Origin of the sequence: Maritalea myrionectae DSM 19524, assembly GCF_000423365.1 — a bacterium.
Lineage (GTDB): Bacteria > Pseudomonadota > Alphaproteobacteria > Rhizobiales > Devosiaceae > Maritalea > Maritalea myrionectae.
In genome coordinates this window covers 756,747-782,363 of record NZ_AUHV01000002.1, presented here as the reverse complement: position 1 = coordinate 782,363, position 25,617 = coordinate 756,747, and the positions used below count along the sequence as shown (strand labels likewise).

Below are 25,617 nucleotides of genomic sequence, written 5' to 3'. Positions count from 1 at the left end.
TGCATGATATAGGGCGTCGGGAGATTGGCGCGGACGAACCGCTCGCCAACTGGGTCAGGTCCGGAAGGAAGCAGCCCTAACGAGTTAGGAACGGGTCGTTGCCAGTCTCCTTTATATCTTTGCCCAAATATTTTGCGCCCCACCTCAGAATCGGTGTCAAATAGGCGTCTTAATATAAAACGCACATCCTTTTAGGCAGGCAGAGTTTGGCAGATCAAAATTCCTCATATGTGGTGCTCGCGCGAAAATATCGCCCGGAGAGCTTTGAAACCTTTATTGGTCAAGAAGCTATGGTGCAAACGCTAAAGAACGCGTTTGAAGCCAACCGCATCGCCCATGCCTTTATGCTCACTGGGGTGCGCGGCGTGGGTAAAACAACCACAGCACGTATTTTGGCCCGTGCGCTCAATTTTGAAGATGACAATGGCCCGCGCCCCAATCTCGAATTGGCGGAAGAAGGCAAGCATTGTCGCGCGATCATTGAAAGCCGTCACGTGGACGTGGTGGAAATGGATGCGGCGTCTCATACGGGCATTGATGATATTCGTGAGATCATCGACAGCGTGCGCTATGGCCCGGTGTCCGCCCCCTATAAAGTCTTCATCATCGATGAGGTGCACATGCTCTCCAAAGCGGCCTTCAACGGGCTGCTGAAAACGCTGGAAGAGCCACCCCCTTACGTGAAGTTTATCTTTGCGACGACAGAAATCCGCAAAGTACCGGTGACCATCCTGTCACGCTGTCAGCGATTTGATCTGCGGCGTGTCGAAAGCGGCACCCTCAACACCTATCTGACCAGCATTTTGGAAAAGGAGGGCATCGCCTTCCAGCCGGATGCGCTGCAAATGATCATTCGTGCGGGCGAAGGCTCGGTGCGCGACAGTCTTTCCTTGCTCGATCAAGCTATTGCCCATGCGGGCGGTGAGATTGGCACGGACACGGTAAAGCAAATGCTGGGGCTGGCCGATCGCGCCCTGGTGCTCGACTTGTTTGAAACATTGATGCGCGGCGATATGGCGGGCGCATTTGAACAGTTGCGCCACCAGTATGATTCAGGCGCAGACCCACAGACGATCATGTCTGATTTGGCGACAGTGACCCATTTGGTGACCCGTCTAAAAGTGGTGCCCAGCGCCGTAGACGACCCGGCATTGACGCCTGACGAAAAAGAGCGCGGCCGCGAAATGGCGCAAAAACTCAGCGTCAAAATATTGTCGCGCGCTTGGCAAATTCTCAACAAAGGCATCAGCGAAATCAACAACAGCCACGACGCCTTGCAGGCGGCTGAGATGGTGTTGATCCGCTTGGGATATGCTGCTGACCTGCCGTCGCCAGACGAGTTGATCAAAAAGATACAAGCCAACCCACAGGGCGCGTCAGCACCGCAGCACAGCGGTGGCGGCAATGGTGCAGACGCACCGCGCGCCATGGCCAATGGTGGTGGCATCAATGCACTGGGCCAAAAAGCACCCACGGCATCGCGGGATCAAAGTCCGTTGCGCGCCATGGCCACCAATCCAGACCCAACACCCGCCGCGGCGCAAGAGCCCACATTGGAAATCAAAACCTATGAGGAATTGATCCAGTTGGCGGGCGAAAATCGCGAACTAGTGCTCAAGCACGCTTTGGAAGCGCATGCCAGCCCGGTATCGTTTGCCACGGGCCGTATTGAATTGGCGCTGACGGAAGAAGCAGACCACACATTCGTGCCGCTATTGTCGGCTAAACTGCGTGAATGGACCAACCAGACATGGATGGTATCCGTCGCCCGCGAAAAAGCAGGCGACACCATCGCGGCGCAAAAACAACGCGCCCGAGACGCGCGGCAAAAAAAGGCGGAGCAAATACCCGAAGTCAAAGCGGTGTTGGATGCATTCCCCGGCGCAAAACTGGTGAATATTCGCTCTTTGATTGATGAAGATCAGCCCGAAGACTGGCTGGATATTGATTTAGAAAATGAAGAAGGTGACCTATGAAAGACATGATGGGCATGATGAAAAAGGCGCAGGAAATGCAGGCGCGCATGGGAGAAATGCAAGCTGAGCTGGAAGCGCTGGAAGTTGTCGGCACCGCTGGTGGCGACGCCGTGCAGGTGACCTTGACGGGCAAGGGCGAGATGCGGGGCGTAAAAGTCGACCCAAGCCTGCTCAAGCCTGATGAAGCTGAAATCGTCGAAGATTTGATCATTGCGGCCCATGCTGATGCCAAGCAAAAATCAGAAGAAATGGCACAGGAGAAAATGAAGGAAGTCACCGCTGGCTTGCCTATTCCTCCTGGCATGAAGATGCCGTTCTAAGCCAAGAGACATTTTTCATGTCCTCACGGTCGGGCGGCCCCGAAATTGATCAGCTTATCCAATTGTTGGCGCGACTGCCGGGCCTTGGCCCGCGGTCGGCACGCCGTGCTGTGTTGCACCTGATCAAGAAAAAAGAGACCTTGATGGTGCCGCTTGCTGGCGCGCTTGAACGTGCTGTTGATACGGTCATGACCTGCCAAAGCTGCGGCAATGTCGATACTATTTCCCCCTGCCATATCTGCACTGACCCAAAGCGCAACACCGCTGGCCTGTTGATCGTCGTGGAGGATGTGGCCGACCTGTGGGCCTTGGAGCGGGCGGGCGTTGGCGCCGCGCTTTATCACGTGCTGGGTGGCACCTTGTCACCGCTCGATGGCATTGGACCGGAAGATTTGAACATCCATAGTTTGGTTGAGCGCGTGGAAGCGGGCAACATCACTGAAATCGTTTTGGCTGTAAACGCCACTGTGGACGGGCAAACCACCGCGCACTACATTACAGATCAGTTGCAATCATTCGGCGTAAAAATCTCACGGCTGGCCCATGGTGTGCCGGTTGGCGGCGAACTGGATTATCTGGACGAGGGCACCTTGTCGCAAGCATTGAAAGCGCGCACAGACTTTTGAGTTGAGGAGTGGACATGCCGGAATTTTCGAAGAAGCAGTGGATCATCGATTATCTCGCCGCTTTATCGAAAATGGCAGTTGGCGACGCTCTTTCAGTCTTTCTCCATCCTCAAATCGAACAAGTCGAATTTCCCAACGCGCTCACCAAACAAAAAAACACACGTGATCTCGCAGCGATGCTGCAAGGCGCCGAAGCTGGGCGGAAGGTTTTGCAGGGGCAGAGCTTTGAGATCGTCAATTATATGGAAGACGATCAGAATGGCGCGCTCGCTGAAGTGATTTGGATTGGGAATCTCGCCGTTCCCATCGGCAGCTTACAGCCCGGCGATGAAATGAAAGCACACTTCGCGTGTGTCTTCGAATTTAAAGACCAAAAGATATTTCGCCAGCGCAATTACGATTGCTTCGAGCCCTTTTAAACCGAACTCAGCAAAATGCTGGTTTCGCTGTTTAAAATATTGTCGATCATACGCACTTCGCGTAGCACCCGATCAAATTCAGGCAGGCTTGACGCCTGAATCTCCACCACCAGATCCCAAGCACCATTGGTGGAGTGTATGTGTTGCACTTCAGGCATGCCGCGCAGCTTTTTGATCACATCGCTGGTGGTCTTGCCCACCACTTCCACCATCATGATGGCCCGCACCATGTCGTGGCCGTAATCTTCACGCACCCGCACCGTAAAGCCGAGCAGGGCGCCGACCTCGGTCAATCGGTCCAGCCGGTTTTGCACCGTGCCGCGTGAAACGCCTAAAATATTGGCGATTTTGGCCAACGACGCGCGCCCATCCCGGCGCAAAAGCGCAATCAATTCGCGGTCTAGTGCGTCATACACATAATAGGGATTCTCAGCCATCTTGCGATCCAATGTAAAATTGCACAATCTGACTATACGATTTTATCAAAATAGATGGCAAGAATTATAAATCATTGCCATTTTTTTTGACTGAACCATTGCGTATGATTTGTTTCTCTTACTTTAGCTTTGGATGACGAGGGATATTCAATGGCAAAATTCCACCGCGACACACTCAATCTTGTGCCTTTTGTCAGCGTCGACAATATGATGAAACTCATCTTGCATATCGGTGTGGATGAGGTGATGGCAGGCATCGCCAAAGCCATCGAAGAGGATTTTGTGCGTTGGGAATTGTTTGATAAAACCCCACGCGTCGCCTCCCATTCAAATGAAGGTGTGATCGAGCTGATGCCCACCAGCGATGGTGAGGTTTATGGCTTTAAATATGTGAATGGCCACCCCAAAAACACCAAGGACGGCATGCAAACTGTCACCGCGTTCGGTCTATTGGCGGATGTGGCAAATGGCTATCCGGTGCTCCTGTCTGAAATGACGATCCTCACCGCCTTGCGCACCGCTGCCATGTCCGCCGTGGCCGCCAAATATCTGGCGCCCAAAAATGCAAAAACCATGGCCATCATCGGCAATGGCGCCCAGTGCGAATTCCAGGCTCTGGCCTTCAAAAAAATCTGCGGCATTGAAAATGTCCGCCTTTATGATACGGACCCGAAAGCCACCGAAAAGGCCATGTTCAACCTGCAAAATAGTGGGCTTAACCTCACTTCTTGTAGCACCGGCGAAGATTGTGTGGCCGGGGCCGAGATCATCACCACCTGCACGGCGGATAAGCAATATGCCACCATCCTCACCGACAATATGGTCGGCTCTGGCATGCACATCAACGCCATTGGCGGCGATTGCCCGGGCAAGACCGAGCTACATAAAGACATTTTGTACCGCTCAGAAATCTTCACCGAGTTCACCCCGCAAACCCGCATTGAAGGCGAAATTCAACAATTGCCGGGTGACTATGAAGTCACCGAATTGTGGGAAGTGATGTCAGGCCAAAAAGAAGGCCGCAAAGCCGAAGGGCAAATCACATTGTTTGACAGTGTCGGCTTCGCCGTCGAAGATTTCTCTGCCCTGCGCTTTATCTATCAGGCCATCCAAGGCACCCAGTTCTATGAAGATTTGGACATGCTCGCCGATCCAGACGATCCGCGGGATCTCTATGGCATGGTGCAACGCGCCGCCAAACAGAATATGACAGCAGCGGAATAACAGAAGCCCCGGTTCGCCGGGGCTTTTCTTTGCGCCATTTCGGCGCGGCATAAAGAAAATTCATGACAGTCGCTGAACCGGCGATGTATGATTTTCCCATGCGACTCCCAAAAATACTCACCACGATTCAATCCTATAGTTGGCCACTTTTTCTCGCTGACCTGATCGCAGGCATCACGGTTGCGATGGTGGCGCTGCCGCTCAGCTTGGCCATCGCTATCGCCTCGGGCGCAACACCAGAAAAAGGAATTGTCACCGCAATTGTTGCGGGCTTCTTGATTTCCTTGTTTGGCGGCAGCCGAGTTCAAATTGGCGGGCCAACCGGGGCCTTTATTGTGGTGGTGTTCGGTGTCATCGCTGAGCATGGATATGATGGTTTGGTGTTGGCCACCTTCATGGCGGGGATCATTTTGTTGATCGCCGGATATTTCCGGGCAGGCAATCTCATCGCCTTTGTGCCTGAAGCCGTGGTGGCTGGGTTCACCATCGGAATCGGCATCATCATTGGCACCAGCCAGCTCAACAGTTTCTTCGGCCTGTCCTTGGCAGAAGTGCCCGCAGAGTTTTTCGAAAAAGTGCACGCCTTCTGGGGCGCCCGCGATACGATGAGCTTGGTCACTTTGGCCATTGCCTTGGCAACTTTGGTGATGATTGTCGCCCTGCGTCGCATGGCCCCCAAATTTCCAGGTCTCATTGTGGCGGTTAGCATTGGCTCGCTCGCGGTGTTTGCCTTTGCCCTGCCTGTCAGCACCCTCGGGTCGCAATTTGGCGAACTGCCCAGCGGCTTGCCCATGCCGCAACTGCCCGTGCTTACATTGGATCGTATTATTGAACTGCTCCCCTTGGCCTTTATCATCGCCTTTCTGGCAGGCGTGGAATCGCTGTTGTCTGCCATGGTGGCGGACAAGATGATCGAAGGTCATCATCGCCCAAATGCGGAGCTAACAGCGCAAGGTATCGCTAATATCGGATCGGCCTTGTTCACCGGGCTGCCCGCTACGGGCGCCATCGCACGTACGGCGACCAACATCAAAGCTGGCGGCAAAACGCCTGTGGCCGGGTTGGTGCATGCTGTCACCATCTTGATCGTCATGTTGCTGGCCACGCCGCTCGCGGGCTATCTGGCCATGCCTGCCCTGGCTGCATTACTGATGGTCACCGCGTGGAACATGATGGAAGTGGACAAATGGGGTGAATATGCACACGGCAAAAAGAGCGATCTGTTCCTCTTATTGCTCACCCTTGTCCTCACCGTCGCTGTAGACCTAACCGTCGCCATTGGTGTCGGCGTTATCATCGGCTTGGCGCTAAATCTGAATAAGCAAAAGCCGATCAAAAGCGATTGGCGACCGCCCAATCGCTAAGGCGTTGAACGAAAAAAGCCCCGTTTGACCGGGGCTTTTTTTTATGCCGCGCTTCCGCTCAATCAATCGTTCTTGGCGCGCCACGGATCCAGTGCCGCTAAATAGCGGGCAATCGCATAACGCCACGGGATGATAAACACAAATGGCACCACAAAGGCGCAGGCAAACAAGACCTCGATGGTCCCTTCATCCATGGTGCCCGTTTGCCAGCGGGGCAGGGCCACAAACAGCACCCAAAGGAGCTTCCAACAAAGCTCAAACCAAAGCAGCGGCAGCATAAAGAGGGGCGCGAACAGCCCGAGAATGGAGAGCACCGCCAAAGCGCTCAACATGGCGGTAACAACGCCATCCATCATGGGCATGGTCACCACCGGGCCAAACAGGTCAGGCACGATCTGTATCGACAGGCCAACCAACAACAACAAATAACATCCGCGCAATAAATAAAGGCGCAACAGCGAAACGGGCTTCAATTTTTTGTCCTTCTTGCAATTCGCAGAGAGAATAGCGATCTAGTGAACATAGATTTGTAGCCGGATATAAGATTAAGTCCATGATCTTAGGTTGCTTGAAACTTGATCCTTTGTAACAGGAGATAGAATTGGCGTATTCCACAGTGTCAGCCGGTTTAGCAGCGGGCCTCTTGACCTATGCGGCCTCACGCGGGGCAGATGCTGCCGATTTGCGGCTCAAGGTGGGGCTCGTCGATATGGATCTGACGGATCCGGACACGCGGGTGCCGTTCAAGCACTATCTCGCGCTCATGCATCAAGCGCAAAAGGAAACCGGCGATCTCGCGCTCGCGCTGCATTGGGGCGAAGATGTGGACATGGCCGATCTTTCAATCGTCGGCCTGATCATGAATGCCGCCCCCACTATGGGCGCGGCATTTCAGCAATTGCAGCACTATGGGCGGCTGGCCATGGAGATCAATGATCCAGCGGGCAGCCCGCATTTTGAACTGACCCAGCAGGACGGGCGTCCCTATATGGTTTATCAGGCGGCACCCGCACAAAATGTGCCGGAACTGGTGGAAAATGCCTTTGCGCGGCTGACGTGTGGGCCGCGCCAATTTCTTGACGCCCCGCATATCCTTTCAGTCCACTTTACGCATGCAGCACCGTCTTACAGGGATGAATATGCCCGTATATTTCAATGTCCGGTACATTTTGAGACCAAGTGGAACGCGTTGGAGCTGCACCCGGAGGTCGCCGCATGGCCCGTCGCGCAAAGCCCAACCTATATGTCCAATCTCCTGGCCGAGCGGGCCGATCAGCTTTTGGCAAAGTTATCGACACAAAAAAGCACTCGCGGCCAAGTGGAGCAGGCGCTTTTGCCGCTTTTGCATTTGGGCAATCCGGGGGCAGATCAAATCGCCGCCCAATTGGGCATGAGTCGTCAAACACTGTTTCGTCGCCTGAAAGAGGAGAACACAGCCTATCGTGACGTGCTGGAAGAGCTGCGCCACACCATGGCCATGTCGCATCTGAAAAGCCAAAAGCTCAGCGTGGGCGACATTGCCTATTTACTGGGGTTCTCGGACGTCGCGGCCTTCTCCCGCGCCTTTAAGCGCTGGACAGGCCAAGGCCCGCGCGCGTTCCGTCAAAACCATGAGGTGGTGTAGGGTGCACAAAATAATGTGCCGCCAGATGCCTAAGCACCGGCGGCACAATTGAATGTCCTTTTGCCAGATTTAAGCGGCCTTCTTAAAATCCAACGTGGCACGTTGGCCCACATCCGGCTCATGATGGGTCAAATTGGCCTTGATGGTTTCAAACAGGAAGACAGCACCGCTTTCCGTGCTCAGCCAAATTTCACCATCCTGCGGCTCAAATTTGACCAAGACCAGATCGGGATCATATTTGCCGTCCTCGAACCATGCTGAAGCCACAACGCTCCAGATTTCTTCCAGCTTTTCCTGGTTGGGCGATGTGGAGACTTTGCCGTTCACATAGCCGTGCAAACCGGCACTGTTGTCGGACAGGGCAAAGCGAATGGTTTTCCCCGCTTCCGCCGCATCCGCCGCATCTGTGCCTTTCGAGGTGATAAACCAGATCGCCCCGTCATCCTCTGGCGTCAGGTTCGGCGTCATCGGAAACAAACGCCCGTCCACATCCATCAAACCAGATTTAACATTAGAGAGGCGCTTCCAGAATTCCTTCTTAAAATCAATCATATCTCGCACTCCTTTCATTGTAAGGAGAAACGTATGGGACCGGGGGATGGTTCCAGATCATTAGGCGGCGGTCACTTTGTCGCTGCCAATTCCTCGATCTCCGCCAACCAATTATTGGGGTCGATGCGCGACCACCATCATCGCCACCAGCCGCCCTTGTTCAATGGATCGTGCGCTGTTGCCAGTGCGCTCCGGCATATCATCGCCCATTGCGGGAATTGCTCCGATTGTCCCTGGCTGGGGACCGCCGCCGGGTTGCGATGGTGCGGTGGCGGCGCGATCTTCAATCGCTTCAAATCCCGCTTGCTTGAGCAGCATCAAAATGCGTTCCGGCGTTTCCAGAAAGCTCCCATCCGACGTGCGCGCCCAGGGCAGCGGGTAGATGGGCGGCGCGTTAGGGCCTTCAGCAATATGGCTGATGGTATAGATGCCGCCCGGTTTGAGCACCCGGAAAGCCTCGCAGAACAGGGTTTCCTTGTCGGAAACATTCATGGAGACATTCTGGCATAACACCGCATCGAACCTTTCATTGTCATAAGGCAGCTCCGTCACGCTGCCGACAGACAAGGAGATTTTGTCGTCAAGCCCAACCATTTCATTTAACTGCGTGGCCACGTCGATATATTCCGGCGTTAAATCGATGCCCTCAACTGTGCACCCATGTTGCCCCGCCAGAAACCGGCTTGGCCCGCCAATGCCACAGCCCGCATCAAGCACGTGACAGCCCGTTGGAATTTCGGCCAGCGCCACCTGCGTTTCGGTTGTGGTGAAGCCACCGCCGTGCAAATGGTCGAGTTCCGCCAGCATCTCCCGCGTGGGATTTTCCGGGTCGTGCCCGGCTGATCGCAAGGCATCGCGGATGCGTTGCATCAGATTATGACGGGTATAATGATCAATAACAGATTCAGTCTCGTTCCCCATTTCGCCTCCCCCTGACGCCCTATGGTGGTCCAAGAATACCACCTCCGGCCATTTTCGGCAAAATGGCGCTCTATTGTTCATATGCCGTGACGCCGCACAGGCGCCAAAATCGCGGCACTGTGATTGGCCCATCCGGCACGACCAAAAAGGAAACGCTGATATATCTCTATTGATGAGATCACCTGATGAAAGCCATAGAATAGCAGCTTATGATGGAATGACAGCTATGCGGACATTTCGGACCTTCGCTTGGGCATTCCGATAGAATTTTTACTTCGCAACTTGGGAAAATCTTCATAAAATTGGCTTTCTAAAGGTGTTCTTTCATCAAAGGGAGGATTGGCAGTAGTGCATCAATCGCCGCCCTAACGTCGTCGCGCATCGGCAACGCATATTTTTCACGCTTCCAGAGCGATGCAAAATCGCTCGTGGTTTCTCGTGCCACTTCAAGAACCATTTTGCCGGGCAACGCTGCTTTCGCGGCGAGATGGGAGATTTCATCTTCATCAAAGGCAGCAAAATCTCGCACGCGGCTGTAGTTCAGTGCGAAGCTGTCACCCTTAATGTATGGAACTGTCGATACAAAATCATAGGCTGGCGAAAGGGCGGCAGTGCGTCGATCAGGATAGATCAGCGACCAGTTCTTAAGATGCATGTCCCCATTGCCAATCAGCGTGCTGAACGTCAAGCGGCGTACGAACTCGCGGATGTCTTCATCCGACCCTTCTGCTCCAATGACGGCAGCAATGTTGCGCATGCTCGCCTTTTTATATTTGTCTTCGCCGTAGACACCAAAGACTTGCGCGAAGTCTTCGATATGCACCCGCTCTCCGCTGGGGTGCCGGTCAAAGCGTTCGATAACGAAGGCCTTTGTTCCAAAGCGATCAGTGCCATCTGGCAGATTTGCGATACTATCGATGTCGACCAGATCAATACGAGGCACGTCCATGCCGAGCATGCTGGCCAGCCGCATCATTGAGAATTCGTTTTCAGGGACACCCATGTATTCCCGTGACGGCAGCTTGACGATCCAGTCACCGCCGATGCCCGACGCGGGAATAGTCAGCCCACCACTCGCGCCCTCAACGGCTGAGAATTTCAATTGAACACCGGCAAGAGAGAACCGAAGCATGTTGTCTTTGGATTTTGGCGCGTCTTCGCCACCTACATGCGCGGCCTCCGGTGGCCAGATTTCGCCGTCCGCCGGTTTGATTGTAATAGCGCCAGGAAGGTCGCGCCCTAAGGCCCAAAGCAAGAAGAATTCTCGTTCAGCATTCACCCCTGCTTGCTCTGCGAGGTACTTGCGCAAGTGCCCCTCCGGCAATAGGTTGGAAAAGAACGGCATGACCTGCTTTTGGACAGGTTTAAATTCCGTGCGCAACTCGCCAAGCTCATCCTTGAAGAACAAGCTAAGTGTCGGGCGGTCAGAGTTTTCAATATACTCTTCGTTGAACGCGAAAAGGCTGCGATCCCCCGCGACGCGTGTCAACGTGCCGATAGCCTCCCCATAAAGCTCAACATTTAGAACAGAAACATCAGCCATCACTGTCATCCTCGTCTAGGCTGTAGGCCGGTCTACTGGCTAGTTCGTTGATCTTGTGTGACGGCATACTGTGCGCCAACATATTGCGGAGACGTTGAGCATCTTTGGCAATTTTTTCTAGGTTCTTGTGCCCCCCAGAATTCTCAATTGCTTCGATCGCGCTGCGTATATTCCTAATGGCGTCAGTTTCTTGCAAGATGTTGCGGAAATTATTCATTTCTTGAAATTGTCTTTGTAGCGTTTCCATCGCAGAGTTCTCATGCAAAGCCTTGGGGAGCGCATCAAGAGCACGTTGCGCGCGCGCAAGCTCGCGCAGTGCATCGTTGTTGCTTTGAGGTTTGTGACTGCCCGTACTGCGCACAATCGATCTGACTGCCGGCGCCGATTTTCTTGGTATCATCGTCAGTTCAAGGTCAAGCGCATGGGCAAGTGAAGCAAGACTCGAAAGCCGCAGATCGACTGCGTTGCTCTCAATCTTTGAGATATGCGATTGCGGCACGCCTGATCGAGCGCTAAGCTCTCTTTGGCTTAACCCCTTGTTTTCACGTGCCGACTTCAGGGAAGCGGCGATGTTTTCGGTGGCGTAACTCATATTCCGATCTACTTTCACACATCAAGAGCCACTTTTGATATAGAATAATGTATCACACTTTCAACGCAGCAATCAAATTCGATATGCTAATATAGATCATATGGTGATATTGATCTACTAAAATATATCAAAATCTCGCATCTATCATGACAACCGGGCGCCCTTTGTCCTCGGACACAGGATAAAACCCCGCTCGGTAGGATGTGCTCTAAAAGGGCGGCATCTGGGATACTTATTCACGTTTTCCATGCATCGCTGTCAATGCCAACGCTCGCTTTCGACGCTTACGGCACACGGACCATCTGCTCCGCATAGTCGAGTACGGTGCAATGCGTTCGGGTCATCGCAAGCACTCCTCTATCACTTATATGCCTTCAGGCTTTGTGTGTGCGCGGCGAATGTCGGCAATGCTGGCTGCAGATGCAGCATCGAGTGGCAATGGCCAACGGCAGCTTTGGGCCGGAATTGCCCATCAGGAAACAAAATTCAATGGCGACAAAGGGCTCAAAGCAGACCTCGGAAAAAACTACCCATCCCCCTCCAACATCACCTTAGTTTCCTCAAACTCAAGCTGCTCGATCCGTTCGCCGCGTTTGTTGACCTTGCCGGTGGAAATCAAAATCTGTTCCACATCGCGGTTAGCTTGTTGGAAATGGGTTTGCAGCTTGTGCACGCGGTCAGACAAGCGGCCCACATCGGCCAGAAGATTGGTGACTTCGGACTGGATAATATGCGCCTGTTCGCGCATTTTCACGTCGCGCAGCAGTGCTTGGATCACTTGGATTGAGAGCATCAAAAGCGAGGGCGACACAATCACCACCCGCATCCGCAAAGCTTTTTGCACCAGATCATCGAACTTCTCATGAATATCCGCAAAAATGGCCTCGGAGGGCACAAACATAAAGGCCGTGTCCTGTGTTTCCCCGGCGATCAGATATTTTTCCGAAATATCCTTCATATGCTTGGTCATGTCGGTGCGGAACTGGGTCATCGCGCCTTTCAGTTCCACCGCATCTTGCGCGTCATTAATCCGCTGCCAGCTTTCCAGCGGAAACTTTGCGTCCACCACCAAATCGGGCGCCTTGTTGGGCATCAGCACCAAACAATCGGGCCGCGAATTGTTGGAAAGGGTGGCTTGAAACTGGAAGGAGCTGGAGGGCAAGCCATCGGAAATAATCGCTTCCATCCGCCCTTGCCCAAATGCCCCGCGCGATTGCTTGTTGGCCAGAATATCGCGCAAAGAGACCATCTCGTGTGACAGCTCGGAAATATTGGCTTGCGCGCGATCAATCACCGCCAGCCGTTCATTCAGCTTGGAGAGGCTCTCCTCGGTCTTGGTGCGCGATTCCGTCACCGTTTGTCCCATGCGGTGGCTGGCGCTATCAATCCGGTCGGTCAATGCCTTGGCCAAATCCGATGTGCGGCTGCCAAAAATCTCCGACATGGTGTGCATGCGCCCGGTCATCTCGCTTTGCACCCGCATTAGGTCGGCCATGTGCCGTTCCATCTCTTGATTGCGCTCGGCAATGCGCGCGGCTTCAATCGCCCTTTGCTGGCCAGCTCGCCAACTTCCGATCAGCGCCACAATCGCCAAAATCAGCAACAGGCCAACGCCCGTCAAAGTGAGTTCTAGTGCGGTAAAGCCATGCCCGAAGGCATAAAAAAGTACATCATTCATAGGGAGAACATATCGTGATTCGCGCCCATGTGCCGCCTTAAAGCGCTGGTGGCTTTAACTTGAACGATTCTCTGCCTATATCTCACAGAAGCAGGGCAGCTATGCGCCGAATTTCTTGACCCGAAGGGCTAATCGGCCTATCCAAGCACCCAAAGTTGAACCAAGAGATTAATACCATGACCATCCGCCCCATTTTGCATATCCCAAACGATGTTTTGCGCAAGGTCGCCACGCCTGTTGAAACCGTGAATGACGAGATCAAAACACTGATTAAAGATATGTTTGAAACGATGTATGACGCGCCCGGCGTTGGCCTTGCCGCGCCGCAAATTGGCGAGCTGCATCGGGTCATCGTGATGGACCCCTCCAAAGAAGAGGACGAGCCAAACCCGATCGCCATGGTCAATCCAGAAATCACCTGGGCGTCGGACGAAACATGGGTCTATCAAGAAGGCTGCCTGTCGATCCCTGAATATTATGAGGATGTGGAGCGCCCGGTCAAAATCCGCGTAAAATATCTGGATGAGAACGGCGCGGCGCAAGAGCTGGAAGCCGAAGAGCTTTTGTCCACCGTTGTGCAGCACGAGATCGACCATTTGGACGGCAAATTGTTCATCGACTATCTGTCGCGGTTAAAGCGCGAGCGGGTCACCAAAAAATTCCAAAAAATCGCTAAACGCGCAGCGGGGTAATATGCGGGTCATCTTTATGGGCACGCCAGAAATTGCCGTGCCAACTTTGAGTGAGATTATTGGCCGTGGCCACGATGTCGTGGCGGTCTATACCCAGCCGCCGCGCCCAGCGGGCCGGGGCAAAAAAGACCGTAAATCGCCGGTGCACGAATTGGCCGAAGGGTTTGGGCTTGAAGTCCGCACGCCGCTCAATTTCAAAGACCCGGCCGATGTCGAAGCATTCCAAGCGCTTGATGCTGATGTTGCCGTTGTCGTGGCCTATGGGCTGTTGCTGCCGCAAGCCATTTTGGATGCACCAGAAAAAGGCTGCTTGAATTTGCACGGCTCCTTGCTGCCGCGCTGGCGTGGCGCTGCGCCCATCCAACGGGCAATCATGGCAGGCGACACTCAAACCGGCATCATGATCATGAAAATGGACAAAGGCCTGGACACAGGCGATGTCGGTTTGATTGATGAAATCCCCATCTCACCCAACATGACCGCGGGCGAATTGCACGATGAAATGATGGTGCGTGGCGCCGATATGATGGGCCGAGCCCTTTCGGCGTTGGAACGCGACAGCATGGATTTCACGCCGCAAAGCACTGAAGGCGTGACCTACGCCAAAAAGATAGAGAAGGCCGAAGCGCGGATCGATTGGACCCAGCCTGCGGCGGTGGTGCACAACCAAATTCGCGGCCTGTCGCCCTTTCCTGGCGCGTGGTTCGAAATTGAGATCAATGACAAGCCTGTCCGCATCAAGATCATCAAAGCCAGCCTAGTGGATGGAAGCGGTGCACCCGGCACCGTGCTCGACGATGATTTGCGCATCGCTTGCGGCGAGGGGGCCATTTTGCCACTCACTGTTCAGCGCGAAGGCAAAGGCGCCATGGATGTGGAAACCTTTTTGCGCGGCCCCGGCTCGCTTAAAGGCAAGGTTGCACAATAGTGCCCCGCTACAAGCTCACAGTTGAATATTATGGCACCCCGTTTCACGGGTGGCAGTCCCAACTCGACGGCAAGGGGGTGCAGGACGCCATTGAAGACGCGATTGAAAAATTCTCTGGCGAACGCGTGAAGGTACAAGCCGCAGGGCGCACCGATTCAGGGGTGCACGCCACGGGGCAAGTGTTTCACCTGGATTTATCCAAGCAATGGGATTCGTTTCGCATCGCCGAAGCGATGAACTTTCATCTAAAGCCGTTGCCCATCGCCATCACCGGCCATGTGCCAGTGCCCGACCATTTTGAAGCGCGCTTTTCGGCGCTATCGCGACACTATGAATTTCTCATCCTAAACCGAAAAGCGCGGCCCACCTTCATGCGCAATCGCGTCTGGCATGTGCCCCACGCGCTGGATGCCGATAAGATGCACGAGGCGGCGCAGCTGATCTTGGGTAAGCATGATTTCACCACGTTCCGCGCGTCCATGTGTCAGGCCAACTCACCCATCCGCACGCTTGATCGGCTGGATGTGGAGCGACGGGGCGAGATGATCCATGTGTTCGCGTCTGCACGCAGCTTCTTGCACAACCAGGTCCGTTCCATGGTTGGCTCGCTGGTGGAAGTGGGACGGGAAAGATGGACGCCGCAGGATTTTCGCGCGGCGCTCGATGCGGCAGACCGTAAAGCATGCGGTCCGGTGTCTCCGCCAGATGGCCTGTATTTGATCGGTGTGGATTATCCCGATTTAGACGCCTGAGGTTTGCGCGTCCAAAAATACAGCCGGATCAACACCTGCCGCTGCGAATAGAATGTTCACCGTTAGCATCGCTGCCATCAGAACGGCCATAATGGTCGCCACAAAAAAGATGATGGTTTGCGGTATGGTGAAGCCCAAAATGAGCCGCGCGGTGCGCCAAAATACCAAAATGGTCAGGACCACGATCACAAAATACCCAACGCTGGCGAGCAGTTGGAAGATAAAGATCGCCACGAGTATTAGCGTGAAAAAGAAGCTGGCCCAATTGTTCGCGACCATATAGCCCAACATCCGGTCTCGCTCGCCGATGATGCTCAAAAATCCGTAGGCAACCAAAAACGGTGTCGCATATAACAACGCATAGCTGATCAAGTTCGCCCATGCGGGCACCTGCAAATCTTCTGGCCCTGGCCCCGAAAACACTTCCTGCAACGCCAAGCCGATCAACACCGCGATAAAGCTGCCGACCAAACCAGATTGCGAAAAGTTGAAATATCCCAACTTATCCTTTTCACCTCGGATCAGCGCAAAGACGCCCTTGGCGGCATCAATCATTTCTTCAAGGTAGGGACGATTGTTCATATCAACTCTTTTGATCTAGGAAGGCGCGGACATAGTCAGTGTAAACCGCTTGCAATCGGTCCACCATAGCTGTTGGCACATGCTCGTCTACCTGGTGCATGCTTTTGCCCACAAGGCCAAACTCTGCGACAGGGCAATAATCAGCAATAAACCGCGCATCTGACGTGCCACCGCCAGTGGAGCGCTCTGGTGTAATATTGGCGTGCTTCTTCACAGTTTCAATAAGCAGATCGACATCTTTTGACTCATTGGAGACAAATGAGCGCGACACCGGATGATGAATTTTCAGCTCAATATCGCACCCATTGGCGGGCACTTTGAGGATTTGTTGCCCCAACCAATATTCCAGTTTGAACGCGTCCCAAAGGTCATTGAAACGGATATTGCCGCTCATGCGACCGCTGGCGGGGATCACATTACTGGCGCTGTTGCCCACATCAATAGTCACCAGTTCCAGGTTGGTTGCTTGAAAATTCTCGTTGCCCTCATCCAATGGCTCTGACGACAATTGCGCTGCAATTTTGGACAAAACCGGGATCGGATTATTGGCCTTATGCGGGTAGGCCACATGGCCTTGCTCGCCTGCCACCGTGATGGTGAAGCTCAGTGAGCCACGCCGACCAATTTTGACCACATCGCCAAACTCTTCTGTGCTGGAGGGTTCGCCCACCAAGCCGAAGTCAAACTGATGGCCTTGCTCTTTCGCCCATTGCAAGGTTTTGACGGTGCCGTTCACCGCGTCGCTTTCCTCATCGCCTGTGATCAACAGCGAGATGGTGCCATTGTCGGCTTCACCGCTGTCCACCAGCTCAGGCAGTGCCGCGCAAAAAGCGGCCACACCGCTTTTCATGTCGACTGCGCCACGGCCCCACATCACGCCGTCCACTTCCTCAGCGCCAAACGGATCGTGGGTCCAGGCGGCTTCATCGCCCACAGGCACCACATCTGTGTGCCCGGCAAACAGCAAATGCCGTCCGCCACGGTTGCGCGTGGCGAACAGGTTGTTCACTGGGTAAGACCCATCGCCATCAAAGGTGACGATTTGGCACTCGAAGCCCAATGGCGTCAGAAAATCTTGCAAAATCTCCAACGCGCCGTCATTGGCAGGCGTCACAGATTTGCAGCGGATCAGATCACGCAATAGGTCGAGTGCCTGACTCACTTACGCCTCCCGCAACAAATCATTGATGGAGGTTTTAGAGCGCGTGCGCTCGTCCACCTGCTTCACGATCACTGCACAATAAAGGCTTGGACCCGGTGTGCCATCTGGGAAGGGTTTGCCCGGCATAGAGCCAGACACCACAACAGAATAGGGCGGCACTTCGCCAATATGAATTTCGCCAGTTTCCCGGTTCACGATCTTTGTAGATTGGCCAATAAACACGCCCATGGAAATCACGGAGCCTTTGCCCACGCGCACGCCTTCCACAATTTCAGAACGCGCCCCGATAAAACAATCATCTTCAATGATCACTGGGCCAGCTTGCAGCGGCTCCAATACGCCGCCAATGCCAACGCCGCCGGAAAGGTGAACACCCTTACCGATTTGCGCGCAAGAGCCCACAGTGGCCCATGTGTCCACCATGCAGCCATCATCAACATAGGCGCCCAGGTTCACGAAAGATGGCATCAAAACCACATTGCGGCCGATATGCGCTGATTTGCGCACAATCGCGCCCGGCACCGCGCGAAAGCCTGCTTCGCGGAAACGATTGTCGCCCCAGCCTGCAAATTTAGACGGCACTTTGTCCCACCATGTGGCGCCGCCAGGTCCGCCTTCAATCACTTCCATATCGTTCAAGCGGAACGACAAAAGCACAGCTTTTTTCAGCCATTGATTGACCACCCATTCGCCTTGCACATTTTGTTCGGCAACGCGGGCTTCGCCGCGGTCCATCAACTCAAGGGCTTCATTGACCGCATCGCGGACAACACCTTGTGTTGCAAAAGTGATCTCATCGCGATTATCAAACGCGTTATCAATAGTTTGAGCCAGTTCGGCGCGATCCATTTGAGGGTCTCCTTGGTGATGGGCATTGTCTTTTGCGCGACATTAGCGTGCAAGGTGCACCTGTCAACCTCGCTTTTTCGCGCTTTGGCCGTAAAATTGATCTGAAGCCAAAACATCTTTAACGCTTCACGCGCAAAGATAACGCAAGACCTAGGCACCTTGAAGGGAAAATATAATGGCAAGACGCCGCAGACAGCACCACACTTCGCTTCGCACTTCCGAAGAGGACATCAACGTTGCCCGTCGGGTGCCGCGCACGCCGCAAACCGAATCTGCAGCCTATAAGCTGGCCTTTTCCGACGAAGAGTTTATGACCGCGGAAGAAACCCGCCCCATTCGGTTGCAATTGGAAATTTTAAAGCCTGAATTGTGGTTGGCCGAGCGCGGCATTAATTCCACCGTGGTTCTGTTCGGCGGTGCGCGTTTGCCTGCGCCCGGCGCAGAGGCATGGGCAGCCAAAAACGATGTTCAGAAGAAAAATTTGGAAAAGAACTCCAAATATTATGAAGAGGCTCGCAAATTTTCGCGGCTGGCGTCGCTGACGTCTGAGACATTGGACTATAAAGAATATGTTGTCGTAACAGGCGGCGGACCCGGCGTTATGGAAGCGGGCAGCAAAGGTGCTGTAGAAGTTGGCGCGCCCAATATTGGTCTCAACATTGTCTTGCCGCACGAGCAGGCGCCCAACCAATATGTGACGCCAGACCTTTGTTTTAACTTTCACTATTTTGCCACCCGCAAAATTCACTTCCTGCTGCGCGCTCGGGTGATCGCCGTATTCCCCGGTGGTTTTGGCACAATGGATGAGTTCTTTGAAGCCCTGACGCTGATCCAGACAGGGCGTATGGAGCGCGTGCCTGTGCTCTTGTTCGGCAAGGATTTTTGGTCACGCGTGATCAATCTTGAAGCCTTGGCGGAAGAGGGCACTATCTCGCCGGGCGATCTCGACCTGTTTGAAACGGTAGACACGGCAGAAGAAGCTTGGTGCATTGTGCGCGAATTCTACAATTTGCCCAAAATCACCGATGAAGGTTGCGACACACCAGAATAAGAAAAGCCCGGCACGAGCCGGGCTTCTTTTTATTCGGAGATTTTATCAATGTTGAAATGCTTCATGCTTTCAACACTCTCAATTTCAGCCATCATCCCTTGGAAGGCGGGCAAGGTCATCACCTTTTCCGCCGCCGCGTGTGCATCTTCAAGGCTGGCCCATTCCACCAAATCGGCAAAATGCTTGTTATCTTCAGTGTTCACCAACGCATGATAGCGCACAAAGCCCTTCAACTCCTTAGCGTGGTCCATGGCCTCGCGCCGCAGCTTAAGGGCGTTTTCGGCGTTCTTTGCAGTGTAGCTGACCAATTCAAAAACATGAGACATTTGATTTTCCTTTCCTGTTGATGGAAAGCGATCTAGCATCCCCCTGTTGCCACCCTTGTGGCCACAATGTTGAGTAGGGACCCATAAAATGCGCCGTGCCGAACGCCTTTTCCGCATCATTCAAATTATGCGCACCGCCAATGGCGCGCTGACCGCGCAGCAAATTGGCGAGAAGTTGGAAATCTCCAAACGCTCTGTCTACCGTGATATGGCGCATTTGATCGGTTCTGGCGCACCAATTGATTCTGAACCTGGCGTGGGCTTTATGCTGCGCGACGAATTTGACTTGCCGCCACTCAGCTTCACTTTTGAGCAGCTGGAAGCGCTGGCCCTCGGCGCAAAAACCCTCGCCCTGATTGCCGACAAGGATATGTCCGCCGCCGCCAAGGAAGCGCTGGCCAAAATCCGCGATGCCGTGCCGCAAAGCCATCAGGCCAAGTTGGACAGTCCACATCTGATGGTGATTCCGCCGCAAGGCATGAAAATGCCGCAAAAAGAACTACGTTTGGTGCGCAAGGCAATTGATGAAAACCGCATTTTGCAGGTCACCTACCGCGCGCTAGATGACAGAGTGAGCGAACGCCAGCTTTACCCGTTGGCGCTCGCCAATTTTGGCCCGATCTGGTTGATGACCGCCTGGTGTACCAGCCGACAGGACTTTCGTGATTTCCGTATGGATCGGTTTGAGCAGATGGTTCTGGCACGCGAGAAGTTCAAACTCGCGCCGCACCAAACGCTGCAAACCTATCTCAAGAGATTTGAGGGCTAGCTTCGGCGCCCAAACGGGCTCAAAAAGGTGCCCAAATCGTCGGTCACATGGTGGATATGCGCTTCACCATCCTTGCGCTCAAGCTCAAATGGTTCCAATTCACTGCCGTCAAAGTCTGCACCGGGCACCACATGCACCGTGCGCATGCCCAAATTGTGAGGCACTTTCAAATTGACTTCCATATCCTCGAAAAAGGCCGCGCTTTTTGGCGTTACTGCATGGGCGGCCAAAAATTTCTCGTAAGATGGGTTATGCGGCTTGGGCGCGAATTCGGCTTCAATAATGCCAAAAATGTCTTCAAACACATCGTCCCCGCCCAAGCGGTTCAACACATTTTCCGCATGGCCACGATCGGCATTGGTGAAGATGATTTTGCGGCCCGGCAGCGCCCGAATAGTGTCCATCAGCGCCGGGTTGGGCTGCACCGGCGAATAATCAATGTCATGCACTTTTTGCAAATAGTCATGCGGATCAATATTGCGGGTGGCCATCAAACCGTTCAAGGTTGTGCCATATTCAGCGAAGAACTCTTTTTGCAGCTTGCGCGCGTCGGCCCATTCATAACCCGTTACATCGACCACATAAGATGTGATCAGCTTGTCCACCTGATCGAACAACCGGCAGGTGCGGGGATAAAGGGTATTGTCGAGATCAAAGATCCAACAGTCGACATGCGAAAGTGACATTAAAGCTCCTCATCTTGATTGACATGAATCAGGGTGCCAGCACCATGTTCTGTGAACAGTTCCAATAGCACCGCATGTTCGGTTTTGCCATTTACAATCACCACCGCTTCCACGCCATTTTCTGCCGCAGAAATCGCTGTTTCCAGTTTCGGGATCATGCCGCCTTTGGCCACGCCGTCTTCGATCAGCTTGCGGGCACCATCCACATCCATATCGGTGATCAGCTCGCCATCCGCGCCCAAAACGCCCTCAACGTCGGTCAGCAGCAAGAAACGTTTGGCATCCATGGCCGAGGCAATGGCACCAGCAAACGTGTCAGCGTTGATGTTGAACGTGTCGCCCTTTTCACCAGCGGCAATCGGCGCGATCACGGGGATAATTTCTTCTGAAATCAGGCGATGCAAAATCTCGGGCCGTACTTCGCTCGGCTCGCCAACAAAACCCAAATCAACAATGCGCTCAATATTGCTGTCCGGGTCCATCTTGGTGCGGCGCAGTTTTTTGGCAGAGACCATGTTGGCATCCTTGCCGCAAAGGCCGATGGCGCGGCCACCTTCCTGGGTAATCGCGGTTACAATCTGTTTGTTGATTGCGCCCGCCAGCACCATTTCCACCACGTCGACCGTGGCCTGGTCGGTCACCCGCAGCCCGTCTTTAAATTCAGACGTGATGTTTAGGCGTTCGAGCATTTTGCCAATTTGTGGCCCGCCCCCATGCACCACAATCGGGTGCACACCAGACTGGCGCAAAAGAACAATGTCGCGGGCAAAGGCGCGTGCCAATTGCTCGTCCCCCATGGCATGGCCGCCATATTTAACAACCACCACGCGGTCGTCATAGCGCAACATATAGGGCAGGGCTTGGGCCAAAATGGCCGCTTCTTTAGATTTGTTTGGCTTGGGTTCGCTGGTCATGCGTTTGGAAATTCCTTGGGAATGATCGCGATTTGGTCGAACCCCATCGTGCAGGTTCACCTGACTTTGTCCAGAGTAAAACCGCTCTTGTCAGGTAATTGTCAATAGTCTTATGTGGTCAAAATTATATTGAGGCCACAATTATGAAAATAACCATTCTTCAAACGGGGCTTGTGCCCGAGCCTATGCGGGATGATTTCGACACCTACGGCACCATGATGCAAAAAATGCTGGAAACCGCAGGTGGCGATTTTGACTATGAAGTGGTCAGTGTTGTTGAAAATGAGACCCTGCCGCCTATTGATCAAGTTGAGGCCATATTGATCACAGGCAGTTCCCACGGTGTCTATGATCCGCTGCCATGGATTGCGCCTTTAAAAGAGTTTATCAAGCAGGCCTATGCACGCCATTTACCCATGGTGGGCATCTGTTTTGGCCATCAGATCATGGCCGAGGCCCTTGGCGGCCATGCGGGCAAATCCGAAAAGGGATGGGGCCTTGGGCGGCATGACTATCAATTGGTCAATCTGCCCGAAAAACTGGCCCTTGAGGCCAGCCACGTCAGTGTCACCGCCTCACACCAGGATCAGGTGCTTCAAGCACCGCCGGAAGCGCAGATTATTGCCAAGAGTGACTTTACGCCATTTGCTGGTCTTTATTATCCAAACGGCCCGGCGATCAGCGTACAACCGCATCCCGAGTTTGATGATGAGTTTTCAAGAACGCTCTTCACCAAGCGCAAAGGCGTTGTTTTTGACCCCGATGATGCAGACGAAGCGCTCGTCTCGTTGCAAAAAACATCATCATCAGCCTTATTGGGGCGGTTATTTGTTCGATTTTTCCAACAAAAATAAGGTTCTGTCCCAAATATAATCAAAATTTAAACATCCCGCCGCTAGTCTTTTGACGAAGACGAAAGGCGGGGCAAACATTACCGTGATCAAACAGGGGCATAGAAACGGCTTTTGGAGCCGATATGTCTGGCATTTAACAAATTTGCCGGCTCTGATCAGTATTGTCTTTATTTTCCTTTTTTGGATTTTCGCCGAAGATCAGCGCAATCGCCTCTTTATGCAGGAACAGCGCAACGAAGTGCTGGCGAAAGCAAGTGTTTTGCGCGCGGAGTTGGAACACACGGTCAACGCCAATTTGCAATTGGTGAAGGGGTTGGTGAGCGTCATCGCCTCAGAGCCGGATATGGGGCAGGTTCGGTTTTCCTTTCTGGCGCGTAGTCTTTTTGACGATTCACAACAACTCCGGGTGTTGGCCGGGGCGCCTGATCTCAAAGTCAACATGATCTATCCCTATGTTGGCAATGAAAGCGTCATCGGCTTGGACTATAAGCAAAATGAACAGCAACGCACCGCGGCCTTGCGCGCGCGTGATACGGGTGAGCTGGTCTTGGCGGGGCCGGTCGATCTCGTGCAAGGCGGGCGCGGCTTTATCGGGCGTTACCCGGTTTTTCTCAATGATTTTACAGGCGAAAAGAAGTTTTGGGGCATTGTATCTGCCGTAATTGATGCGGAGCGCCTTTATCAAGATAGCGGCCTTCTCAGCGACGATCTAGATCTCGATATTGCCCTTCAGGGCCAGGACGGCTCTGGCATTTCCGGCGATGTGTTTTTTGGCGACCCTTCGATGCAACAGCACAATCCGGTCACCGTTGGCGTCAACCTGCCATTCGGTAGCTGGGTTCTGTTGGCCACCCCGCGTGAGGGCTGGGCCCATGGTTCCCCGACAATTTGGCAATTCAGACTTTTCTTTGTTCTTGCGTTGTTCATTGTGGTGGTGCCGCTGCTCTATACCGCCCATCTCATTCGGCTTCGCAGCAAACAAAATGTTGAGCTTGAGGCGCGCGAGCAACAATTGGAGCTGCTGCACGAGCGCTTGCGCGTGGCGCTCTCTGCGTCCGCTATTGGCGTTTGGGAAGTTAATTTAAGAACGCGCGAAAACGTATGGGACGAACGCACCAACGATCTGTTCGGCTACGATGATTGCATCTATATCCGCTCACAAAAAGATTGGGAGGATGCACTTCATCCTGAAGATCGGGAAAGGGCCAAAAAGGAATTTGAAATCGCGATTGCCACGAAGGGCAATTTGAATTCACAGTTCCGAATTGTGTTGCCCAAAGGTCAAATCAGGCATCTCCAGTCTCGGTGTTCCTATTACCACCCCGCTGGCGGCGATCCGAAGATGGTCGGGGTGAACTGGGACGTAACAGAAGAAGTTGAGATGAAGAATGCGCTGTTGAGCGCCAAGAAAATTACCGAGGGCAAAAACGAAGAGCTCGAGTCCGCGCATCAGCAAATTGAGCATCTGGCGATGCATGACGAACTCACCGGATTGCCCAACCGCCGCCTGCTCGATCAGCATTTGAGCCATATGCAAAGCATTGCTGAAGAGGGGCGCGGCCTTGCCATCTTGTCCATCGATTTGGATCGGTTCAAGCAGATCAACGACACGTTGGGCCACCGAGCGGGCGACGCCACCCTTTGTTATTTCGCGGGTGCCCTGCGCGCCAATGCGCCGAAAAATGGCTTTATCGGCCGCGTGGGCGGGGATGAATTTGTTGTGGTGATGGAATGTGACGGCGATTTGGACATGTTGTCTGATCTAGCCCGCAGCATTATCGCCGCTGCCAATCGACCGCTAAACTTTGAAGGCCAAATCTGTCGCTTTGGCGCAAGTGTGGGGATTGCCTGCAGCCCTGACAATGATACACGATATACGGATTTGTTGGTCCGCTCAGATATCGCGCTATATCGGGCGAAACAAGATGGCCGAAATTGCTTTTCATTCTTCACAGACGAGTTGCAGACCAGCATCGTCAAGTCGCGCGCATTGGCGGATGAAGTATTGCGCGGCATAGAGCAGGCTCAATTTGTGCCATTCTATCAACCGCAATTCGATGCACACTCGCTTAAAATCATCGGGGTTGAGGCGCTGGCGCGGTGGGATCATCCCACCAAAGGGCTATTGTCGCCCTACGAGTTTATGGCCACCGCTCAAGAACTGAATGTGATGGACAAGCTTGATCACATGATCTTGCAAACGGTGCTCGACGACATGGCGCGTTGGCGCGCCAAGGGGCTTGAAATGCCCAACGCGTCAGTCAACGTATCCTCCAGCCGCCTGGAAGACGAAGACTTGATTAGCGCGCTATCGGAGTTTGATATCAAACCAGGTCAAATCACATTCGAGCTGGTGGAAACCATCTTCTTGGATGAATCCAAAAAGATCGTGGATGAAAATCTGGAACGCCTTCAGGAAATGGGCATCGATATCGACATTGATGATTTTGGTACGGGGCACGCCTCAATTGTGGGCCTTGTGCGCCTTCATCCGAAACGGCTCAAGATCGATCGGCAATTTGTGGCACCGCTCACCAAATCTGCCGAACAACGCCGCCTGATCAAATCGATTATCGATATGGGCAAGTCGCTCAACATTGAAGTGTTGGCGGAAGGCGTTGAGCACGAGGATCAGGTACGCATCCTGCGTTTGCTGGGCTGTGACGCATTCCAAGGCTACTTGTTTGGCCGCCCAATGGGGGCGGATGATCTTGAGCGGTTTATCACGGACCACAATGCTGAAACAGAGTGGCCCCGCATGGTCAGCATTTAGCGC

27 protein-coding genes and 1 other RNA gene are annotated in these 25,617 nt (G+C 53.5%); 15 read left to right on the top strand and 13 right to left on the bottom strand.

The window, feature by feature from the left end:
- Positions 1–18: 18 nt before the first annotated feature.
- The 5 genes from ffs (at position 19) to G549_RS0104090 (ending at position 3,341) form a co-directional block, all read left to right on the top strand.
- An RNA gene (ffs, locus tag G549_RS21640) (signal recognition particle sRNA small type) lies at positions 19–114 on the top strand.
- A gap of 92 nt (positions 115–206) precedes the next feature.
- Positions 207–1,976 carry a DNA polymerase III subunit gamma/tau gene (locus G549_RS0104105; RefSeq protein ID WP_027833950.1) on the top strand — a complete coding sequence of 590 codons (1,770 nt, stop codon included), beginning with the start codon at positions 207–209 and terminating at the stop codon, positions 1,974–1,976.
- Positions 1,973–2,296 carry a YbaB/EbfC family nucleoid-associated protein gene (locus tag G549_RS0104100; RefSeq protein ID WP_027833949.1) on the top strand — a complete coding sequence of 108 codons (324 nt, stop codon included), beginning with the start codon at positions 1,973–1,975 and terminating at the stop codon, positions 2,294–2,296. Before G549_RS0104105 ends, G549_RS0104100 begins: the two co-directional genes overlap by 4 nt.
- A 17-nt stretch (positions 2,297–2,313) precedes the next feature.
- Positions 2,314–2,922 (top strand): recombination mediator RecR, encoded by a 609-nt coding sequence (recR, locus tag G549_RS0104095; RefSeq protein ID WP_027833948.1) that lies wholly within the window; start codon positions 2,314–2,316, stop codon positions 2,920–2,922.
- A 14-nt stretch (positions 2,923–2,936) separates the two neighbouring features.
- Positions 2,937–3,341, top strand: a complete 405-nt coding sequence (locus tag G549_RS0104090) for a nuclear transport factor 2 family protein (protein WP_027833947.1) — start codon at positions 2,937–2,939, stop codon at positions 3,339–3,341.
- Here the strand turns inward: G549_RS0104090 and G549_RS0104085 are convergent.
- Positions 3,338–3,778, bottom strand: a complete 441-nt coding sequence (locus G549_RS0104085) for an Lrp/AsnC family transcriptional regulator (protein ID WP_027833946.1) — start codon at positions 3,776–3,778, stop codon at positions 3,338–3,340. The two genes, G549_RS0104090 and G549_RS0104085, sit on opposite strands and share 4 nt — an antisense overlap.
- Before the next feature lie 150 nt (positions 3,779–3,928).
- Between G549_RS0104085 and G549_RS0104080 the strand changes: the two genes are divergently transcribed.
- Entirely contained in the window at positions 3,929–5,002 is a 1,074-nt protein-coding gene (locus tag G549_RS0104080; protein ID WP_027833945.1) for an ornithine cyclodeaminase, read from the top strand.
- Between the two features lie 62 nt (positions 5,003–5,064).
- Positions 5,065–6,366 (top strand): SulP family inorganic anion transporter, encoded by a 1,302-nt coding sequence (locus tag G549_RS0104075; RefSeq protein WP_210162390.1) that lies wholly within the window; start codon positions 5,065–5,067, stop codon positions 6,364–6,366.
- A gap of 62 nt (positions 6,367–6,428) precedes the next feature.
- Here the strand turns inward: G549_RS0104075 and G549_RS0104070 are convergent, their stop codons facing one another.
- Positions 6,429–6,839, bottom strand: coding sequence for a hypothetical protein (locus G549_RS0104070; protein WP_027833943.1), 411 nt, complete (start codon positions 6,837–6,839; stop codon positions 6,429–6,431).
- 128 nt (positions 6,840–6,967) lie between these two features.
- Between G549_RS0104070 and G549_RS0104065 the strand changes: the two genes are divergently transcribed.
- Positions 6,968–7,990, top strand: coding sequence for an AraC family transcriptional regulator (locus tag G549_RS0104065; protein ID WP_027833942.1), 1,023 nt, complete (start codon positions 6,968–6,970; stop codon positions 7,988–7,990).
- A 69-nt stretch (positions 7,991–8,059) separates the two neighbouring features.
- On the opposite strand, the gene G549_RS18990 is transcribed toward G549_RS0104065, so the two are convergent.
- The 5 genes from G549_RS18990 to G549_RS18980 form a co-directional block, all read right to left on the bottom strand.
- Positions 8,060–8,542, bottom strand: a complete 483-nt coding sequence (locus tag G549_RS18990) for a pyridoxamine 5'-phosphate oxidase family protein (protein WP_036220961.1) — start codon at positions 8,540–8,542, stop codon at positions 8,060–8,062.
- Between the two features lie 111 nt (positions 8,543–8,653).
- Positions 8,654–9,463 (bottom strand): class I SAM-dependent methyltransferase, encoded by an 810-nt coding sequence (locus G549_RS18985; RefSeq protein WP_051213330.1) that lies wholly within the window; start codon positions 9,461–9,463, stop codon positions 8,654–8,656.
- 310 nt (positions 9,464–9,773) lie between these two features.
- Entirely contained in the window at positions 9,774–11,006 is a 1,233-nt protein-coding gene (locus tag G549_RS0104045) for a type II toxin-antitoxin system HipA family toxin (RefSeq protein ID WP_156905472.1), read from the bottom strand.
- The gene (locus G549_RS0104040; protein ID WP_027833940.1) at positions 10,999–11,598 is read right to left on the bottom strand and encodes a helix-turn-helix domain-containing protein; all 600 of its coding nucleotides are present in this window, start codon (positions 11,596–11,598) and stop codon (positions 10,999–11,001) included. The genes G549_RS0104045 and G549_RS0104040 overlap by 8 nt, the downstream gene beginning before the upstream one ends.
- 526 nt (positions 11,599–12,124) lie before the next feature.
- The gene (locus tag G549_RS18980; RefSeq protein WP_036220959.1) at positions 12,125–13,276 is read right to left on the bottom strand and encodes a DNA recombination protein RmuC; all 1,152 of its coding nucleotides are present in this window, start codon (positions 13,274–13,276) and stop codon (positions 12,125–12,127) included.
- Positions 13,277–13,452: 176 nt separating this feature from the next.
- Between G549_RS18980 and def the strand changes: the two genes are divergently transcribed.
- Genes def through truA form a run of 3 tightly spaced genes read left to right on the top strand, consistent with a single transcriptional unit; the run spans position 13,453 to position 15,648 of the window.
- Positions 13,453–13,968, top strand: a complete 516-nt coding sequence (def, locus tag G549_RS0104030; protein ID WP_027833939.1) for a peptide deformylase — start codon at positions 13,453–13,455, stop codon at positions 13,966–13,968.
- 1 nt (position 13,969) lies between these two features.
- Positions 13,970–14,896 carry a methionyl-tRNA formyltransferase gene (fmt, locus tag G549_RS0104025; RefSeq protein WP_027833938.1) on the top strand — a complete coding sequence of 309 codons (927 nt, stop codon included), beginning with the start codon at positions 13,970–13,972 and terminating at the stop codon, positions 14,894–14,896.
- Positions 14,896–15,648, top strand: a complete 753-nt coding sequence (gene truA, locus G549_RS0104020; RefSeq protein WP_027833937.1) for a tRNA pseudouridine(38-40) synthase TruA — start codon at positions 14,896–14,898, stop codon at positions 15,646–15,648. The genes fmt and truA overlap by 1 nt, the downstream gene beginning before the upstream one ends.
- On the opposite strand, the gene G549_RS0104015 is transcribed toward truA, so the two are convergent.
- The 3 genes from G549_RS0104015 to dapD are packed head-to-tail and all read right to left on the bottom strand — an operon-like array spanning position 15,637 to position 18,241.
- Entirely contained in the window at positions 15,637–16,230 is a 594-nt protein-coding gene (locus G549_RS0104015; RefSeq protein ID WP_027833936.1) for a hypothetical protein, read from the bottom strand. The genes truA and G549_RS0104015 overlap by 12 nt on opposite strands.
- A gap of 1 nt (position 16,231) precedes the next feature.
- Positions 16,232–17,392 carry a succinyl-diaminopimelate desuccinylase gene (dapE, locus tag G549_RS0104010; protein ID WP_027833935.1) on the bottom strand — a complete coding sequence of 387 codons (1,161 nt, stop codon included), beginning with the start codon at positions 17,390–17,392 and terminating at the stop codon, positions 16,232–16,234.
- Complete coding sequence (gene dapD, locus G549_RS0104005) at positions 17,393–18,241, bottom strand: 2,3,4,5-tetrahydropyridine-2,6-dicarboxylate N-succinyltransferase (protein ID WP_027833934.1); 849 nt, start codon at positions 18,239–18,241, stop codon at positions 17,393–17,395.
- 175 nt (positions 18,242–18,416) lie between these two features.
- Here dapD and G549_RS0103995 point away from each other — a divergent pair, with 175 nt between their 5' ends.
- Positions 18,417–19,292, top strand: coding sequence for an LOG family protein (locus G549_RS0103995; protein ID WP_027833933.1), 876 nt, complete (start codon positions 18,417–18,419; stop codon positions 19,290–19,292).
- A 29-nt stretch (positions 19,293–19,321) separates the two neighbouring features.
- Here the strand turns inward: G549_RS0103995 and G549_RS0103990 are convergent, their stop codons facing one another.
- Complete coding sequence (locus G549_RS0103990) at positions 19,322–19,618, bottom strand: hypothetical protein (RefSeq protein ID WP_036220957.1); 297 nt, start codon at positions 19,616–19,618, stop codon at positions 19,322–19,324.
- A gap of 88 nt (positions 19,619–19,706) precedes the next feature.
- On the opposite strand from G549_RS0103990, the gene G549_RS0103985 reads away from it, so the two are divergent.
- A complete protein-coding gene (locus G549_RS0103985; protein WP_027833931.1) occupies positions 19,707–20,387 on the top strand; it encodes a helix-turn-helix transcriptional regulator in 681 nt (226 codons plus the stop codon).
- Here the strand turns inward: G549_RS0103985 and G549_RS18975 are convergent.
- Both G549_RS18975 and argB read right to left on the bottom strand, forming a co-directional pair.
- Positions 20,384–21,073 carry a pyrimidine 5'-nucleotidase gene (locus G549_RS18975; RefSeq protein WP_036220955.1) on the bottom strand — a complete coding sequence of 230 codons (690 nt, stop codon included), beginning with the start codon at positions 21,071–21,073 and terminating at the stop codon, positions 20,384–20,386. The genes G549_RS0103985 and G549_RS18975 overlap by 4 nt on opposite strands.
- Entirely contained in the window at positions 21,073–21,987 is a 915-nt protein-coding gene (gene argB / locus G549_RS0103975; RefSeq protein ID WP_027833930.1) for an acetylglutamate kinase, read from the bottom strand. The genes G549_RS18975 and argB overlap by 1 nt, the downstream gene beginning before the upstream one ends.
- Positions 21,988–22,130: 143 nt before the next feature.
- Here argB and G549_RS0103970 point away from each other — a divergent pair, with 143 nt between their 5' ends.
- The gene (locus G549_RS0103970) at positions 22,131–22,841 is read left to right on the top strand and encodes a glutamine amidotransferase-related protein (RefSeq protein ID WP_084633955.1); all 711 of its coding nucleotides are present in this window, start codon (positions 22,131–22,133) and stop codon (positions 22,839–22,841) included.
- 217 nt (positions 22,842–23,058) lie between these two features.
- Positions 23,059–25,614 carry a bifunctional diguanylate cyclase/phosphodiesterase gene (locus tag G549_RS18970; RefSeq protein ID WP_156905471.1) on the top strand — a complete coding sequence of 852 codons (2,556 nt, stop codon included), beginning with the start codon at positions 23,059–23,061 and terminating at the stop codon, positions 25,612–25,614.
- The last annotated feature ends 3 nt before the right edge of the window (positions 25,615–25,617 follow it).